This is a genomic window from Plantibacter sp. MPB07, from assembly GCF_046619465.1.
Taxonomy (GTDB): Bacteria; Actinomycetota; Actinomycetes; order Actinomycetales; family Microbacteriaceae; genus Plantibacter; species Plantibacter auratus.
The window spans coordinates 1,438,650-1,453,914 of sequence record NZ_CP177043.1 but is presented as its reverse complement, the minus strand read 5'-3'; the positions used below and the strand labels follow the sequence as shown (position 1 = coordinate 1,453,914).

At 69.0% G+C, this 15,265-nt stretch carries 17 protein-coding genes; 13 read left to right on the top strand and 4 right to left on the bottom strand.

The annotated features are described in order from the left end of the window. The first annotated feature begins 26 nt into the window (after window positions 1-26). Both ACLIME_RS06825 and metE read left to right on the top strand, forming a co-directional pair. On the top strand, window positions 27-1,025 hold the full coding sequence (locus ACLIME_RS06825) for a methylenetetrahydrofolate reductase (protein ID WP_411558492.1): 999 nt from the start codon (window positions 27-29) through the stop codon (window positions 1,023-1,025). Beyond that, window positions 1,022-3,349 (top strand): 5-methyltetrahydropteroyltriglutamate--homocysteine S-methyltransferase, encoded by a 2,328-nt coding sequence (gene metE, locus ACLIME_RS06820; RefSeq protein WP_411558491.1) that lies wholly within the window; start codon window positions 1,022-1,024, stop codon window positions 3,347-3,349. The genes ACLIME_RS06825 and metE overlap by 4 nt, the downstream gene beginning before the upstream one ends. Before the next feature lie 84 nt (window positions 3,350-3,433). Here metE and lexA read toward each other — a convergent pair whose 3' ends face one another. After that, entirely contained in the window at window positions 3,434-4,132 is a 699-nt protein-coding gene (gene lexA, locus ACLIME_RS06815) for a transcriptional repressor LexA (RefSeq protein WP_071262299.1), read from the bottom strand. A 271-nt stretch (window positions 4,133-4,403) separates the two neighbouring features. Here lexA and ACLIME_RS06810 point away from each other — a divergent pair, with 271 nt between their 5' ends. The 3 genes from ACLIME_RS06810 to ACLIME_RS06800 all read left to right on the top strand — a co-directional run bounded on the left by ACLIME_RS06810 (window position 4,404) and on the right by ACLIME_RS06800 (window position 7,457). Then, window positions 4,404-4,796, top strand: a complete 393-nt coding sequence (locus tag ACLIME_RS06810) for a LysM peptidoglycan-binding domain-containing protein (protein WP_411558490.1) — start codon at window positions 4,404-4,406, stop codon at window positions 4,794-4,796. An 89-nt stretch (window positions 4,797-4,885) separates the two neighbouring features. Further along, window positions 4,886-6,346, top strand: a complete 1,461-nt coding sequence (locus tag ACLIME_RS06805) for an amino acid permease (RefSeq protein ID WP_124769503.1) — start codon at window positions 4,886-4,888, stop codon at window positions 6,344-6,346. A gap of 31 nt (window positions 6,347-6,377) precedes the next feature. After that, the gene (locus ACLIME_RS06800; protein WP_411558489.1) at window positions 6,378-7,457 is read left to right on the top strand and encodes a histidinol-phosphate transaminase; all 1,080 of its coding nucleotides are present in this window, start codon (window positions 6,378-6,380) and stop codon (window positions 7,455-7,457) included. 34 nt (window positions 7,458-7,491) lie between these two features. On the opposite strand, the gene sufU is transcribed toward ACLIME_RS06800, so the two are convergent. Beyond that, window positions 7,492-7,929: a Fe-S cluster assembly sulfur transfer protein SufU gene (sufU, locus tag ACLIME_RS06795; protein ID WP_191941341.1), complete on the bottom strand. Its 438-nt coding sequence runs from the start codon at window positions 7,927-7,929 to the stop codon at window positions 7,492-7,494. Further along, on the bottom strand, window positions 7,926-9,233 hold the full coding sequence (locus ACLIME_RS06790; protein WP_411558488.1) for a SufS family cysteine desulfurase: 1,308 nt from the start codon (window positions 9,231-9,233) through the stop codon (window positions 7,926-7,928). The genes sufU and ACLIME_RS06790 overlap by 4 nt, the downstream gene beginning before the upstream one ends. 110 nt (window positions 9,234-9,343) lie before the next feature. On the opposite strand from ACLIME_RS06790, the gene hisB reads away from it, so the two are divergent. From hisB to ACLIME_RS06770, 4 genes are all read left to right on the top strand, one after another. Then, window positions 9,344-9,952: an imidazoleglycerol-phosphate dehydratase HisB gene (gene hisB / locus ACLIME_RS06785; RefSeq protein WP_411558487.1), complete on the top strand. Its 609-nt coding sequence runs from the start codon at window positions 9,344-9,346 to the stop codon at window positions 9,950-9,952. Next, complete coding sequence (gene hisH, locus ACLIME_RS06780) at window positions 9,949-10,584, top strand: imidazole glycerol phosphate synthase subunit HisH (RefSeq protein WP_138944589.1); 636 nt, start codon at window positions 9,949-9,951, stop codon at window positions 10,582-10,584. The genes hisB and hisH overlap by 4 nt, the downstream gene beginning before the upstream one ends. An 85-nt stretch (window positions 10,585-10,669) precedes the next feature. Next, window positions 10,670-11,416, top strand: a complete 747-nt coding sequence (priA, locus tag ACLIME_RS06775; protein WP_079707068.1) for a bifunctional 1-(5-phosphoribosyl)-5-((5-phosphoribosylamino)methylideneamino)imidazole-4-carboxamide isomerase/phosphoribosylanthranilate isomerase PriA — start codon at window positions 10,670-10,672, stop codon at window positions 11,414-11,416. Further along, window positions 11,400-12,227: an SseB family protein gene (locus tag ACLIME_RS06770; protein WP_411558486.1), complete on the top strand. Its 828-nt coding sequence runs from the start codon at window positions 11,400-11,402 to the stop codon at window positions 12,225-12,227. The genes priA and ACLIME_RS06770 overlap by 17 nt, the downstream gene beginning before the upstream one ends. A 27-nt stretch (window positions 12,228-12,254) precedes the next feature. On the opposite strand, the gene ACLIME_RS06765 is transcribed toward ACLIME_RS06770, so the two are convergent. Continuing rightward, window positions 12,255-12,626 (bottom strand): DUF1844 domain-containing protein, encoded by a 372-nt coding sequence (locus ACLIME_RS06765; protein ID WP_056012072.1) that lies wholly within the window; start codon window positions 12,624-12,626, stop codon window positions 12,255-12,257. A 230-nt stretch (window positions 12,627-12,856) separates the two neighbouring features. On the opposite strand from ACLIME_RS06765, the gene infC reads away from it, so the two are divergent. The 4 genes from infC to ACLIME_RS06745 all read left to right on the top strand — a co-directional run bounded on the left by infC (window position 12,857) and on the right by ACLIME_RS06745 (window position 15,049). After that, window positions 12,857-13,522, top strand: a complete 666-nt coding sequence (gene infC / locus ACLIME_RS06760; protein ID WP_194719021.1) for a translation initiation factor IF-3 — start codon at window positions 12,857-12,859, stop codon at window positions 13,520-13,522. 15 nt (window positions 13,523-13,537) lie between these two features. Continuing rightward, window positions 13,538-13,732, top strand: a complete 195-nt coding sequence (gene rpmI, locus ACLIME_RS06755) for a 50S ribosomal protein L35 (RefSeq protein ID WP_056012069.1) — start codon at window positions 13,538-13,540, stop codon at window positions 13,730-13,732. Between the two features lie 27 nt (window positions 13,733-13,759). Beyond that, window positions 13,760-14,146: a 50S ribosomal protein L20 gene (rplT, locus tag ACLIME_RS06750; protein WP_064294422.1), complete on the top strand. Its 387-nt coding sequence runs from the start codon at window positions 13,760-13,762 to the stop codon at window positions 14,144-14,146. Between the two features lie 102 nt (window positions 14,147-14,248). Further along, on the top strand, window positions 14,249-15,049 hold the full coding sequence (locus ACLIME_RS06745; protein WP_411558485.1) for a TrmH family RNA methyltransferase: 801 nt from the start codon (window positions 14,249-14,251) through the stop codon (window positions 15,047-15,049). Window positions 15,050-15,265 lie beyond the last annotated feature (216 nt).

The window sequence follows — 15,265 nt, the reverse complement described above, 5'->3', positions numbered from 1 at the left end:
ATCCGCTGCCACCGAGACGAGACCTCATGACCACGACGGAGCCGGCCTGTCCCAGGCGCACCCCCTTCTCGTTCGAGCTGTACCCGCCGAAGACGCTCGACGGCGGCGTCGCGCTCGCACGGACGGTCGAGCACCTGGCCGCCGCCGGTCCGGAGTTCATCTCGGTCACCTTCGGCGCCGGTGGTTCCTCGCGAACGGCGAGCCTGGACGTGCTGCGGAGCATCCGGACGTCGACCTCGGTGGACCCGATGGCCCATCTCACCTGCGTCGGTTCGACGCACGCGCAGGCCAGCCGACTCATCAAGGACTTCCTCGATGCCGGGGTGCACAGTTTCCTCGCGCTCCGCGGCGACCCGCCCGCCGGAGCCGTCGAGGGGGACGCCTTCCTCGGTGATCTGGGGAGTGCCGCAGAACTCGTGCAGCTCATCGGCCGGGTCAGTGCCGAGCACGAGCCGTACGCCGAGGGGTCGCTGGCCGGACTCCCGGGCGCGGTGCAGCTCGGTCGACGCCGTCGGCCTCGGATCGCGGTCGCCGCGTTCCCCAACGGTCACCCGCGCTCCCGGTCGACGACGCAGGACCTCGACACCCTGTTGGCCAAGCAGGCGGCGGGGGCGACGCTCGCCATCACCCAGCTCTTCTTCCATGCCGACGACTACCTCGCCTTCGCCGAACGTGCGAGACGTCACGGCGTCACCATGCCCATCCTGCCGGGCGTGATGCCCATCACGAGTCCGGCGCGGCTGCGTCGGGTGCTCGAGCTCAGCGGCGAGGCGCTCCCGAGCGACCTGGCCATCGCACTCGAGGTCGAGCCGGACGAAGCGGGACGGATCGACATCGGCACGGAGTATTCCGCCCGACTCATCCGCGACGTCGTCGCGGGCGGTGCGCCGGGCGTCCACCTCTACGCCTTCAACCAGCATCGGACGGTGCTCGACGTGTTGCACCGTGCCGGCATCCCCATGCAAGGCGACCGACCGGTCCGCCATCCCATCCCCGATCCACTCACCAGCAAGGACGCACGATGATCCCCACCTCCGCATTCCCCGTCGGCACCATCCTCGGCTACCCGCGCATCGGGCCGAACCGGGAGTTGAAGCGCGCCGTCGAGTCCTTCTGGGCCGGCCGGATCGACGCCGAGGCGCTCGAGCGGACGGCCTCCGAGCTGCGCGCCGCCACGCGTGCCCGCCTCGCGGGGCTCGGCCTCGACCCGACGAACGCCGCGATCCCCGAGAGCTTCTCGTTCTACGACCAGGTCCTGGACGCCGCGCTCACCGTCGGCGCCATCCCGGACCGCTTCTCGTCGCTCGTCGGGGCCGACGGTCGGGTCGACCTCGCCGGGGCGTTCACGATCGCTCGTGGCGCCGGCGACCTCGCCCCGCTCGAGATGACCAAGTGGTTCGACTCGAACTACCACTACCTCGTCCCGGAGATCGGCGAGTCGACGCCGTTCACGCTCTCCGACGACCGGGTGGTCGAGCAGTTCCGCGAGGGCCTCGCCGAGGGGTACGTGACGCGGCCGGTGATCGTGGGCCCGGTGACGTTCCTGCTGCTGTCCAAGGCGGCCGAGGGGGCCTCAGCGGGATTCGCCCCGATCGATCGACTGGAGGCGTTGCTGCCCGTCTACGCGGAACTCCTCCAGCGCCTCGCCGCTGCCGGCGCGCCCTGGGTGCAGCTCGACGAACCCGCACTGGTGTCGGAGACGTTCGACGTGCCGAGGTCGACGGTCCTCGCGGCGCTCGAACGATCGACGGCCGTCCTGTCCGCCGTGTCCGACCGCCCGGCGATCTTCGTCGCGGCTCCATACGGCGCCTTGGGGGACGCCCTCCCGGTGCTCGCCGCCTCGGGGGTCGAGGCTGTCGGTGTCGACCTCGTCCGAGGAGGCCTGCCGGACTCGTCTCCCGGACTCGCCACGAAGACCGTCGTCGCGGGAGTGATTGACGGCCACAACGTGTGGCGTGGCGACCTGGCGGCCGCGGCCGATCTCCTGGCGCGCGCGGTGGAGCGCTTCCCACGGCTCGCGGTGTCCACCTCGACGTCCCTCCTGCACGTCCCGCACGACGTGTCGGTGGAGACGAGGCTCGACCCTCGTCTCCGGAGCTGGCTCGCCTTCGCCGACCAGAAGGTGGATCAGATCGCGGTCCTCGCACGTGGTCTCACCCGCGGACGTGCGTCCATCGCGGCCGAGCTCACCGCAGCGTCGGCCGCGCTCGACGATCGGCTCGCCGCACCCGGGGTCGTCGATGTCGCCATCCGCGCACGGACGGCAGCGCTCGCACCAGCGGACTTCACCCGAGACGACTACCAGGAGCGCGCCACGGCGCAGGTGCAGGCGCTCGGCCTGCCGCTCCTCCCGACGACGACGATCGGTTCCTTCCCGCAGACCGGCGACATCCGTCGCGCCCGCGCGCAGCGGGTCGCCGGGACGCTCGACGAGGAGGCCTACGTCGAGACGATGCGCGCGGAGATCGGGCGCGTCGTGGCGCTGCAGGAGGACCTCGGCATCGACGTCGTCGTCCACGGTGAGCCCGAGCGCAACGACATGGTCCAGTACTTCGCCGAGCACCTCGACGGGTTCGCCGTGACGGAGCACGGGTGGGTGCAGTCCTACGGTTCGCGATGCACCCGTCCGTCGATCCTGTGGGGTGACGTCTCGCGGCCGGCGCCGATCACGGTCGAGTGGTCGGCCTACACGCAGTCGTTGACCACCAAGCCGGTGAAGGGCATGCTCACGGGCCCGGTGACGATCCTCGCCTGGTCGTTCGTGCGCGACGACCAACCGCTCGCCGAGACGGCGAACCAGGTCGCCCTCGCCCTGCGTGACGAGATCGCCGACCTGGAGCGGGCCGGCATCCGCATCATCCAGGTCGACGAACCCGCACTCCGCGAACTGCTCCCGCTCCGGCGGGCCGACCAGGGGCGGTACCTCGACTGGTCGGTGGGCTCCTTCCGGCTGGCGACCGCGGGCGTGCGCGCCGAGACGCAGATCCACACCCACCTCTGCTACTCCGAGTTCGGTGTGGTGATCGACGCGATCCGACGCTTGGACGCCGACGTGACGAGCATCGAGGCGGCACGGTCTCGGATGGAGGTCGTGTCCGACATCCGGGCGAGTGGTTTCGACCACGGCATCGGCCCGGGCGTCTACGACATCCACTCGCCTCGGGTGCCGAGCGTCGCGGAGGTGACCGCGTTGCTCGAGATCGCGCTGGAGGGGATCCCGCAGCGACAGGTCTGGGTGAACCCGGACTGCGGACTCAAGACGCGAGGCTACGAGGAGACGGTCGCCTCCCTCGCCAACATCGTCGAGGCCACGCGTGCGGTCCGCGCACGGGTCGGTGCGACCGGCTGACGTCGAGGGGCCTGCACGGACGAGGGCCGGGACGATCCACGGATCGTCCCGGCCCTCGTCGGTGTCGCGGAGTGGTCCGGTCGGTCAGACCGTCCGGAGCACGGCGACGACCTTGCCGAGGACCTCGGCGTGGTCGCCGAGGATCGGTTCGAAGGCCGAGTTCCGGGGGAGCAGCCAGGTGTGACCGTCGCGCTGGCGGAACACCTTCACGGTCGCCTCCTCGTCGAGCATCGCCGCGACGATCTCGCCGTTCTCGGCGGTCTTCTGCTCGCGGATGACGACCCAGTCGCCGTCGCAGATCGCGGCGTCGACCATCGAGTCGCCGACGACCTTCAGCATGAACAGACTGCCCTTGCCGACCAGCTGGCGGGGCAGGGGGAAGATCTCCTCGACCTGCTGCTCGGCCGTGATCGGGATGCCGGCGGCGATGCGACCGACGAGCGGGACCATGGCGGCGTCGCCGACCGGGGGAGCGGAGTCGGGATCGCTGCCCTCGACGGCGCTCGGCAGGTCGATGAGCACCTCGATGGCGCGGGGACGGTTGGGATCGCGTCGGAGGTATCCGCTGAGTTCGAGCTGTCCGAGTTGGTGCGTGACACTCGACAGGGAGGCGAGCCCGACGGCGTCGCCGATCTCGCGCATGCTCGGCGGATATCCGCGCTGTGAGACCGAACGCTGGATGACGTCGAGGATCGCCAGCTGCTTGTCGCTCAGGCTCTTCCGTCGCCGGGTGCCGCCGATCTGGCGTTCCCGGGCTCCGTCGCCCGCCGTGTTCGCTGCCATCTTCGCTCCTGCCCTGATCGGCTGTCGGTGACCGATGTCGGTGGGTGGTGGTGTACTGCTTCCAACACTCGAAACTGTATCCGCACCAGCTCGTCCAGACAAACATCTGTTCGAGCGTGTCGCCGATCCCGCGCGTCGCAGGTACGAAGACAGGGTTGAGTATTCGAACAATCGAAGATATATTCGGAACACAGGTTCGTATCCGGCACTCCTGGTCGAGTGTCGGGTACGAGTCCTCATCACACGATGAGCACACTCTTGGAGGGTTGACATGAGCGCAGCACTGATCGGGTCCCACCGGGCGCTTCCCGCACGGACGGCGCAGGTACCGACGTCAGACGCACCGTCCACACGCCGACTCCGCCTGACGAAGCGCGGTCGCGTCGTCTTCACCACGCTCGCCGCCATCCCGCTGGTCATCGGCGTCGCGGTCGTCGGACTCTCCGCAGGTGGTGCCGCGGCCAACACGGCGGCGGCGGGAGCCACGTTCACGTACATCACGGTCGACCCGGGCGAGTCGCTCTGGCAGCTGGCCGAGTCCATCGCACCCGACGCCGACCCGCGCGACGTCATCGCCGAGATCATGAACCTCAACCAGCTCAGCACCGCCGGTGTCGAGCCCGGGCAGCGCCTGGCGATCCCGCAGCGGTACGCGGGCGAGTAGGCCGACAATCGGCGGGTCACTCCGCACTGGTTCTCAGCTATCGTCGATGGCGCGGTGCAACGACGCCCGCAGCATCGTCGGAGGCAAGCATGAGTACAGACGATCGGAGCCGCTCGCTGCTCCGGAAGAAGCCGATCGCGGAGATCGAGGATGAGACCTCCGGTTCGAAGCTGTTCAAGAGCCTCGGGCTCTGGCAACTCACGGCCATCGGGGTCGGCGGCATCATCGGGGTGGGGATCTTCTCACTTGCCGGACTCGTCGCTCATGGGAGCGAGACCTCGCCCGCTGTGGGGCCGGCCGTCCTCTTCTCGTTCCTGATCGCGGGTCTCGCCTCCGCGGCCGCAGCCTTGTCGTACGCGGAGTTCGCCGGCATGATCCCGAGAGCCGGGTCCGCCTACACCTACGGGTATGTGGCGCTCGGCGAGATCATCGGCTGGTTCATCGGCTGGGACCTGTTGCTCGAGTACATCGCGATCGTCGCGGTGGTCGCGATCGGGATCTCCGGCTACTTCGACGCCTTCCTGTCCGGCATCGGGATCCACATGCCGGCCTGGATGACCTCGACCGCCGACGAGGGGAAGGGCGGCCTCGTCAATCTCCCCGCCATCTTCGTCTGTCTCCTCGTGACCTTCATCCTGAGCCGCGGGACGAAGGCCTTCGGTCGATTCGAGCTCGTCGCGGTCGGGATCAAGGTCCTGCTCATCCTGTTCATCATCGGCCTCGGTGTCTTCTATATCGACGGTGAGAACTACGACCCGTTCCTCCCCAGCGGGTTCGGGCCGGTGTTCGCCGGTGCCGCGACAGTCTTCTTCGCGGTCTTCGGATACGACGCGATGAGTACGGCGGCCGAGGAGGCGAAGGACGGCAAGAAGCACATGCCGAAGGCGATCATCCTCTCCCTCATCATCGCCATGCTCCTGTACGTCGCGGCCACCCTCGTGCTGACCGGCATGCAGAACTACACCGACATCGACCCCACTGCCGGGTTCGCATCGGCGTTCCAGAGCGTCGGCCTGCCCGTGGTGGCGACGATCATCTCCGTGTTCGCCGTCTTGTCGATCCTCACCGTGATGCTGACGTTCCTGTTGGGCGTCACCCGCGTCTGGTTCTCGATGAGTCGCGACGGTCTCCTTCCACGGTGGTTCTCGCGCACGGATCGGCGAGGTGTGCCGCAGCGGGTGACCTGGATCGCCGGCGGCGCGGCAGCCGTCTTCGCCGGGGTGTTCCCGATCAAGCAGGTCGCCGACCTCACGAACATCGGCATCCTGGCCGCCTTCATCGTGGTCTGCGTGTCGGTGATCGTGTTCCGGTACACGAAGCCGGACGAGCCCCGCTCCTTCCGGTTGCCGTTGATGCCGTTCGTCCCGGCGTTCGGCGTCCTGGCGTCCGGCTTCCTGATCCTGCAGTTGCACTGGGAGACCTGGCTGCGGTTCGGGGTCTGGCTCGTGGTCGGTCTCATCGTGTACTTCGCCTACGGGCGACGCCACTCGCTGTTGAACCCGGCGAGCCCCCGGCACGAGGTCCTTCGTCGGGAGCATCAGGCGGAGTGAGTGCGCCGGTCGGAGTGGCTAGCATTGTGGAGTGACCGCTCTCGACGACCTCCCCATCCGCGACGACCTCCGAGGACAGCGCCCGTACGGCGCTCCCCAGGCCCTGGTGCCGGTGGCGCTCAACGTGAACGAGAACACGCACCCGATCCCCGAGGCGGTCGCGCACGACATCGTCGCCTCGCTCGCCTCCGCGGTCCTCACGGTGAACCGGTACCCCGATCGCGAGTTCACGGAACTCCGGGAGGCGCTGGCGGGATACCTGGGTCACGGGGTGGTCCCGGAGCAGATCTGGGCGGGGAACGGGTCGAACGAGGTGCTCCAGCACATCCTGCAGGCCTTCGGTGGTCCCGGGCGATCGCTCCTCGGGTTCACGCCGACGTACTCGATGTATCCGCTCCTGGCCGCCGGTGTCGGCACCAGGTGGATCCCTGCGACGCGTGACGCCGAGTTCGAGCTCTCGCCCGAGACCGCCGCGCGTCAGGTGGCCGAGGCGGATCCCGACCTCGTGTTCCTCTGCTCGCCCAACAACCCCACCGGAACACCGTTGTCGCTCGAGACCGTCACCGCGGTGTACGAGGCGTCGCGGGGCATGGTGATCGTCGACGAAGCGTATGCGGAGTTCGCTCCCGACGACGAGGCGAGCGCGCTCACGCTGTTGGAGGGGCGTCCGCGCTTGATCGTCTCCAGGACGATGAGCAAGGCCTTCGCCTTCGCCGGGGTCCGTCTCGGGTATCTTGCGGCCGACCCCGCGGTCGTCGACGCGCTGAGACTCGTCCGGCTTCCGTACCACCTGAGCGCCCTGACGCAGGCGGCCGCGACCGCCGCGCTCCGGCACGCCGACGAGATGCTGGCGATGGTCGACGACATCCGCACGCAGCGCGATCGCCTCGTCGTCGAGCTCGGGCGTCTCGGCTACGACCCGAAGCGGAGCGGATCCAACTTCGTCCTGTTCGGCGGCGTCACCGATCCGCACGCGGCGTTCGAGTCGCTCTTGGCGCGGGGGATCCTCATCCGTGACGTGGGTATCCCGAACCACCTGCGCGTGACCGCGGGCACCGAAGCGGAGACGACCGCGTTCCTCGAGGCCCTCGCGGCGATCAGCCCCGCCTGACCAGCCCTCAGCCGGGCGGGGGTGGGGCGCCTGCTCACGGCAGGCGGGAGATGGCCTCCTCGGCGGCGACCCAGGGGAGCATGGCGCACTTCACGCGGGCGATGTAGCGCGAGACACCACTGAACGCCGCGGCGTCTCCGAACCGTTCTTCGTCGAACTCGAGCGTGCCCCGCGAGCGGATGACCGTCCGGAACTCGTCGACCAGGGCCTGGAGCTCGGCCGGTGTGAGGCCTGCTGCGAGATCGCTCAGGCAGGAGCTCGACGCCTGCGAGATCGAGCAGCCGTGCCCCTCCCAGGCGATCGGTGCGAGACGACCGTCGGGCCCGGGATGGAGCTGCAGGGTGACCTCGTCGCCGCAGGTGGGGTTGAGCTGGTGCGACTCGGCGGCGGGCGCGTCCCGCAACCCGAAGCCGTGGCGCTGGCGGGCGTGGTCGAGGATGAGCTCCTGGTAGAGGCTCTCCAGGCCGCTCATCGGGACACCCCGAAGAACGGACCGACCAGGGTGGCCGCGTGGAGGAAGGCGTCGATCTCGGCCTCCGTCGTGTAGAGGTAGCTGCTGGCGCGGGTGGACGCGGTGAGTCCCAACCGGCGGTGGAGTGGTTGCGCGCAATGGTGACCGACGCGGACCGCGATGCCCCGGTCGTCGAAGAACTGACCCACGTCGTGGGCGTGCACACTGGCGAGGTCGACGCTCGCCAGCCCGGCGCGAGGCGTCCCGGGTGGCGGCCCGATGAGCGTGACGCCGGGGATGGCAGCGAGTCCGGCCGCGAGACGCTGTCCGTAGGCCGCCTCGGTGGCGTGGACACGGTCCATGCCGACCGCTTGCAGGAACCGGACGGCGCTCGCGAGGGCGATCGCCTGCGACACCGGCTGGGTCCCGGCCTCGAACCGTTGCGGAGCGGGCAGGAAGTCGGCGCCGTCGAGTGTGACGGTCGTGATCATCGACCCGCCGGTGAGGAAGGGGGGAAGGGCGTCGAGCAGCCGGCGGCGACCCCACAGGGCCCCGATGCCGTTCGGACCGAGCATCTTGTGGCCGGAGAACACGAGGAAGTCGACGCCGAGGGACGCGACGTCGACGGGCAGGTGCGGCACGGACTGGCAGGCGTCGAGCACGGTCAGCGCGCCGACGCGTTCGGCGAGGGCGACGAGCTCGGAGACCGGCGCGATCGCCCCGGTGACGTTGGACACGTGCGCGAAGGCGATGATGCGCGTGCGTTCGCTGATGACGTCGCCTGCGGCCTCGAGGCGCAGCACGCCGTTGTCGTCGACCGGCAGGTGACGGAGGGTCGCACCGGTGCGTGCGGCGAGTTGCTGCCAGGGGATGAGGTTCGCGTGGTGTTCGAGTTCCGTGACGACGATCTCGTCGCCTGGACCGAGTCGGAACCGCTCGGCGGCAGCACCACCGAGGCCGGCGCTCGCGGTCCCGATGGCTCCGGCGATGAGGTTGAGGGCTGCGGTCGCGCCGGAGGTCCAGACGAGTTCCCGCTCGTCGGCACCGATGAACGCGGCGACGGTCGCGCGAGCGTCCTCGAAGAGCTCCGTCGCCTCAGCTGCCAGGAGGTGGGCACCACGGTGGACGGCGGCGTTCTGGTGCGTCGCGTAGTCACGCTCCGCGTCGATGACCTCGATCGGGCGTTGCGAAGTGGCTCCGGAGTCCAGATAGACGAGCGGGTGTCCGTTCATCTCCCGGGCGAGAATCGGGAACCGTTCACGGAGAGCGGCGATCTCCGTCGCGTCGAGTTGGACGGCCGGGGCGATGCTGGGTGTGGAAGTCATGACCTCTCAACGATAGGCGTCGGCACGGCCTGGTGCAGCCGCATGACGCGACGATACCCACCCGTCGACACACGGCGTGCAGCGGCGGTGCGCTCGATACACTGGATCCCATGACCACCCAGCAGCGCACGGCCCGGATCCAGCGCGCGACGAGCGAGTCCAGCATCGAGCTGGAGTTGAACCTCGACGGCACCGGCACGAGCAGCATCGAGACCTCCGTCCCGTTCTACAACCACCTGCTCACGGCCTTCGCGAAGCACTCGCTGACGGACCTGACCGTCCGTGCGACGGGCGATGTCGACATCGACGTCCACCACACGGTCGAGGACGTCGGTATCGTCCTGGGCCAGGCGATCCGTCAGGCGCTCGGCGACAAGGCCGGCATCTCGCGATACGGGGACGCGCTGGTCCCGCTGGACGAGGCCCTCGTGCAGGCCGTGGTCGACATCTCCGGTCGTCCGTACCTCGTGCACGGCGGGGAACCGGCCGGATTCGAGTTCCACCTCATCGGCGGGCACTTCACGGGTTCGATGGTGCGTCACGTCTTCGAGGCGATCACCTTCAATGCGGGCCTCACCGTGCACATGAACGTCCTCGGCGGTCGCGATCCGCACCACATCGCCGAAGCGGAGTTCAAGGCGTTCGCGCGGGCCTTCCGGCAGGCGAAGGCGTTCGACCCCCTGGTCCAGGGCATCCCGTCGACGAAGGGCGCGCTGTGAGCGCACGCCCGTCGGTGGTCGTCCTCGACTACGGCTCCGGCAACGTGCACTCCGCCGTCAAGGCCCTCGAGCTCGCCGGCGCCGACGTCGTACTGACGGGTGACCGCAAGGCCGCCCAGGCCGCCGACGGTCTCGTGGTGCCAGGGGTCGGTGCCTTCGACGCGGTGATCGGCGCCCTCCGTTCCTCGCACGGCGACGAGGTCATCGACCGCCGTCTCGCGGGAGGCCGTCCGGTCCTCGGCATCTGCGTGGGGATGCAGGTCATGTTCGAGCGCGGCTTGGAGCGCGGTTCCGAGGCCGACGGCCTGGGGGAGTGGCCAGGCGCGGTCACGGAACTCGAGGCTCCCGTCCTGCCGCACATGGGCTGGAACACGGTGTCGCCGGACGCGGGGTCCGTGCTCTTCGACGGCCTCGCAGACGAGCGCTTCTACTTCGTCCACTCCTATGCCGCACAGCAGTGGACCCTCGAGGTCATGCCGCCGTTCCCCGAGCCGCGCCTCACCTGGGCGACCCACGGCGTGCCGTTCCTCGCGGCCGTCGAGAACGGTCCGTTGTCGGCGACGCAGTTCCACCCGGAGAAGTCGGGCGACGCCGGTATCCGCCTGCTGTCCAACTGGCTCGGCACCCTGTAGCCGACTAGGATCAGGTGCTTGTGCCACGAGGCATGCTGTGCGCCGGGAACCGAGGGGCTCGCAGCTCCCGAAGAGACGGTGGATCATGAACGAGTTCAACACGACGGCCGGACTGACGCTGCTCCCCGCGATCGACATCGTGGACGGCAAGGCGGTCCGGTTGACGCGCGGCGAGGCCGGTTCGGAGACGAACTACGGTGAGCCCGTCGACGCGGCCCTGGACTGGGCCCGTCAGGGGGCGGAGTGGATCCACCTCGTCGACCTCGACGCCGCGTTCGGTCGTGGCGACAACCGGTCGATCATCCGCAAGGTCATCTCGAAGGCGCGCGGCGTCAACATCGAGTTGTCGGGTGGCATCCGCGACGACGCCTCCCTCGAGCAGGCGCTCGAGACGGGCGTCGCACGCGTCAACCTCGGGACCGCGGCGCTCGAGAACCCCGAGTGGGCCGCGAGTGTCATCGCCCAGTACGGCGAGGCGATCGCGGTCGGCCTCGACGTTCGTGGCACGACGCTCGCCGCTCGCGGCTGGACGCAGGACGCCGGCGACCTGTGGACGGTCCTCGACCGTCTCGAGGAGGCGGGCTGCGCACGCTACGTCGTGACGGACGTCACGAAGGACGGCACGATGCAGGGGCCGAACATCGAACTGCTCCGACAGGTGCTCGAGCGCACGGAGCGGCCGGTGGTGGCCTCAGGCGGCATCTCGAGCCTCGACGACCTGGTCGCCCTGCGCGAGCTGGTCCCCCTGGGGCTCGAGGGCGCCATCATCGGGAAGGCGCTCTACAACGGCGCGTTCACCCTGGCCGAGGCGCTGGATGTCTCGGGCCGCTGACGAATCCTCCGCGCCCGACCGGCACGGTCCGTCGGGCGGGCATGCCCACCATGCGGCGGGTGGCGCCGATTCGGCCGGCCAGCCCTGGGCTGGTCGGAGCTTTCAGCCGAACGCGAGTTCCGGTGACGACGGCAGTGCGCCCGAGCGGCTGATCGAGTCCCTCAGACGCTTCCGGGCCGGCGAGGTCGGAGAGGCCGACGTCGTCGACGCGTTCCGGGACTCCCGCCTGCTCATCCCGCTCGTGGCCCACCTCGGTGAGGCCGGCGAGAACGAGCACGGCCAGTTGGTCGACAAGTCGCAGGAGCTGTCCATCGTGACGGTGACCGGTCCGGACGGCCGCACCGTGCTCCCGGTGTTCAGCTCGGTGCAGGCGATGTCCGCGTGGAACCGGACGGCGAGGCCGATCCCGGCCGACGGCGTCCGGGTCGCACTGGCGGCCGCGAGCGAGCAGACGGACGTCGTGGTCCTCGATCCGACGTCGATCACCGAGTTCGCCGTACGCCGCCCCGCGCTGTGGGCGATCGCGCAGTCGCAGCCGTGGACGCCCAGCTTCGCGGACCCGCTGGTGCGCGACGCGTTCGAGCGGTCGATCGAGCAGGAGCTCGCGGTCGTGAGTGTGCGCCTACGAGCCGGAGATCCTGAGGCGAAGCTCGCCGGATCCGAGCTCGTGGTCGAGCTCGGCCTGCTGCAGGGACTGACCCAGCAGGAGCTCGACGCAGTGCTCGCGCGGCTGGCTCAGCGCTGGGCCGCGGACGAGGTCATCGCGACGCGCGTCGACTCGCTCGCGGTGTCGCTCCGCCCCGCCGACTGATCGGCGAGGCGGAGCGCCGCGCTGCGATCAGGTGACCGGGCCGGTCCACTTCTCGCCGGGACCCTTGCCGATGGGATCCTGGATGGTGGACGCCTCCCGGAAAGCGAGCTGCAGGGATCGCAGGCCGTCGCGCAGCGACCGGGCGTGCATGTCGCTGATCTCCGGGGCGCCCGCGGTGATGAGACCGGCGAGGGCGTTGATGAGCTTGCGGGCTTCGTCGAGGTCCGTCTGGGCGTCGGGGGCGTCCGCGAGGCCGCACTTGACCGCTGCGGCGCTCATGAGGTGCACGGCGGCGGTGGTGATGACCTCGACGGCGGGGACGTCGGCGATGTCCCGGGTGGCCTGATCGGCCCCTCCCGACTCGTCGTCGTGGTCGTACGGGCTGGTGGTGTTGTTCACGTGGATCCTCTGTTAGACTCGTGCGGTGCTCCGAGACATGTCTCGGTACGAAAGAGGAGATTCTCCCACCCGCGCTTGACCGCTTCACAAGGTTACCGGGTTGTCACGCTCCGCCTGTCGCTTCACCGCTTCGGGTCGTCGGGCGTGGTGCCTTCCGACAGGTGTTCTGAACACCGGCGGAGGGTACGGGTGTGTGGTGAACCGATTTCGTCGCGTCGCAGGTATCGGACCTGGTCGCGTGGCATCCCACCCAGTCAGAGGAGCTCCGCATCAGCGATCCCCGTACCAATGACCGTATCCGCGTCCCGGAGGTCCGACTCGTCGGTCCCGGCGGAGAACAGGTCGGCGTCGTCAAAATCGAGGTCGCCCTTCGCCTCGCGCAGGAAGCGGATCTCGACCTCGTCGAGGTCGCACCAAACTCCAAGCCGCCCGTCGCGAAGATCATGGACTACGGCAAGTTCAAGTACGAGGCTGCGCAGAAGGCCAAAGAGGCCCGGCGCAACCAGGCGAACACGATCCTCAAAGAGGTCCGGTTCCGCCTCAAGATCGATCAGCACGACTACGAGACCAAGCGCAAGCGCGCCGAGGGCTTCCTCAAGGCCGGTGACAAGGTGAAAGCCATGATCCAGTTCCGCGGCCGCGAGCAGTCCCGCCCAGAGCAGGGCGTCCGCCTGCTCCAGAAGTTCGCCGAGGACGTGTCCGAGTGGGGCACCGTCGAGTCCACCCCCATGGTCGACGGTCGCAACATGGTGATGGTCGTCGGTCCACTCAAGAACAAGTCCGAGGCGAAAGCCGAAGCCAACGCACAACGTGCGGCATCCAAGGCACGTCCGGCTGAAGCCGACGAAGCCGACGAGGCTGCTCCGGTGGAGTCATCCACCGACGAGAACCGATAAGAAACGAGGAATCCCATGCCGAAGCAGAAGACCCACTCCGGGGCCAAGAAGCGATTCAAGGTCACCGGCAGCGGCAAGCTGATGAAGCAGCAGGCCGGTATGCGACACAACCTGGAGAGCAAGTCCAGCCGTCGCACCCGTCGCCTGAACCAGGACCAGGTGCTGGCGCCCGCCGACGCCAAGGTCATGAAGAAGCTGCTCGGTCGCTAGACCGTTTACCCGTAAGGAACTAGGAACATGGCAAGAGTCAAAAGGGCGGTCAACGCTCACAAGAAGCGTCGCGTCATCCTCGAGCGCGCCGCCGGTTACCGCGGTCAGCGTTCGCGTCTGTACCGCAAGGCCAAGGAGCAGGTCACTCACTCCCTCGTCTACTCGTACCGCGACCGTCGTGCGCGCAAGGGTGACTTCCGTCGCCTCTGGATCCAGCGCATCAACGCGGCATCGCGTGCCAACGGCATGACGTACAACCGCTTCATCCAGGGTCTCGGCCTCGCCGGGATCGAGGTCGACCGCCGTATCCTCGCGGACCTCGCGGTGCACGAGCCCGCCACCTTCGCGGCCCTCGTCGCGTCGGCCAAGGCCGCGCTGCCCGCCGACACCTCGGCGCCCAAGGTCTCCGCGTAGTCGGAAGCCCTGCGTCCGACCGGACGACGTGTTCGAACGGCCCGATCCCACCAGGGATCGGGCCGTTTCGTCTGTCCGGAGCGCGACCCATAGGATGGGTGCGTGCTTGACAATCCGCGGTCACCGCGCGTCCGATCCGTCGCCAAACTCGCCAAGCGTCCGGCGAGACAGGAGACCGGCCTGTTCCTCCTCGAAGGACCACAGGCGGTCTCGGAGGCCCTGCAGTTCCGGCCCGACCTGATCCTCGAGCTGTACGCGACGCCGACGGCCCTCGAGCGCTACACCGACATCGGGGCCGCGGCCACCGATGCAGGACTCGAGATCGAGTTCGTCACCGAGCAGGTCCTCGAGTCGATGGCCGACACCGTCACCCCGCAGGGGTTCATCGCGGTCGCGCAGCAGTTCCCGACCTCGATCAAGGACATCTTCGCCGGAGAGCCGCAGCTCGTCGTCATCCTGGAGGAGGTCCGCGATCCGGGCAACCTCGGGACGATCATCCGAGCCGCCGACGCCGCCGGCGCGGACGCCGTCGTCCTGAGCGGACGGACCGTCGACCTCTACAACCCGAAGGTCGTGCGCTCCACGACCGGCTCGCTCTTCCACCTGCCCGTCGCGGTCGGTGTCGAGCTGCCCGCCGTGCTGGAACGGGCCCGTGCAGCGGGACTGCAGGCGCTCGCGGCCGACATCAAGGGCGAGGACCTCCTCGTGGCCCGGTCGGAAGGTGTGCTCGCGCGGCCGACGGCATGGGTGTTCGGCAACGAGGCCAGGGGACTCACCGACGAGCACCTCGAGCTCGTCGACCGTGCGGTTACGGTACCGATCTACGGCCGTGCCGAGAGCATGAACCTGGCCACTGCGGCTTCGGTGTGCGTCTTCGAGAGCGCGTTCGCGCAGCACGCCTGAGCGCCTGAGGCGTCGACCGTCGAGGTTACGAAACGGTAACCGTAGCGCTTCCGTCATGCGCACGAAACACACGGTCACCTAGTTTGGGTTACATGGAGCCAACAGTGTCCCCGAACTCCGGCCCGACGGAACCCGATGCAGCAGCTTCGCATGGTGCCGCCGGCGCATACGAGACCACGAGCAACCCGATCCAGGCAGGGCGCGGCGAGCCCCTCG

Excerpts from the sequence above, each read along its gene's own strand:
- ACLIME_RS06825 (WP_411558492.1), top strand. The coding sequence starts at position 27 with ATGACCACGACGGAGCCGGCCTGTCCCAGGCGCACCCCCTTCTCGTTC.
- metE (WP_411558491.1), top strand. The coding sequence starts at position 1,022 with ATGATCCCCACCTCCGCATTCCCCGTCGGCACCATCCTCGGCTACCCG.
- lexA (WP_071262299.1), bottom strand. The coding sequence starts at position 4,132 with ATGGCAGCGAACACGGCGGGCGACGGAGCCCGGGAACGCCAGATCGGC.
- ACLIME_RS06810 (WP_411558490.1), top strand. The coding sequence starts at position 4,404 with ATGAGCGCAGCACTGATCGGGTCCCACCGGGCGCTTCCCGCACGGACG.
- ACLIME_RS06805 (WP_124769503.1), top strand. The coding sequence starts at position 4,886 with ATGAGTACAGACGATCGGAGCCGCTCGCTGCTCCGGAAGAAGCCGATC.
- sufU (WP_191941341.1), bottom strand. The coding sequence starts at position 7,929 with ATGAGCGGCCTGGAGAGCCTCTACCAGGAGCTCATCCTCGACCACGCC.
- ACLIME_RS06790 (WP_411558488.1), bottom strand. The coding sequence starts at position 9,233 with ATGACTTCCACACCCAGCATCGCCCCGGCCGTCCAACTCGACGCGACG.
- hisB (WP_411558487.1), top strand. The coding sequence starts at position 9,344 with ATGACCACCCAGCAGCGCACGGCCCGGATCCAGCGCGCGACGAGCGAG.
- priA (WP_079707068.1), top strand. The coding sequence starts at position 10,670 with ATGAACGAGTTCAACACGACGGCCGGACTGACGCTGCTCCCCGCGATC.
- ACLIME_RS06770 (WP_411558486.1), top strand. The coding sequence starts at position 11,400 with ATGTCTCGGGCCGCTGACGAATCCTCCGCGCCCGACCGGCACGGTCCG.
- rpmI (WP_056012069.1), top strand. The coding sequence starts at position 13,538 with ATGCCGAAGCAGAAGACCCACTCCGGGGCCAAGAAGCGATTCAAGGTC.
- rplT (WP_064294422.1), top strand. The coding sequence starts at position 13,760 with ATGGCAAGAGTCAAAAGGGCGGTCAACGCTCACAAGAAGCGTCGCGTC.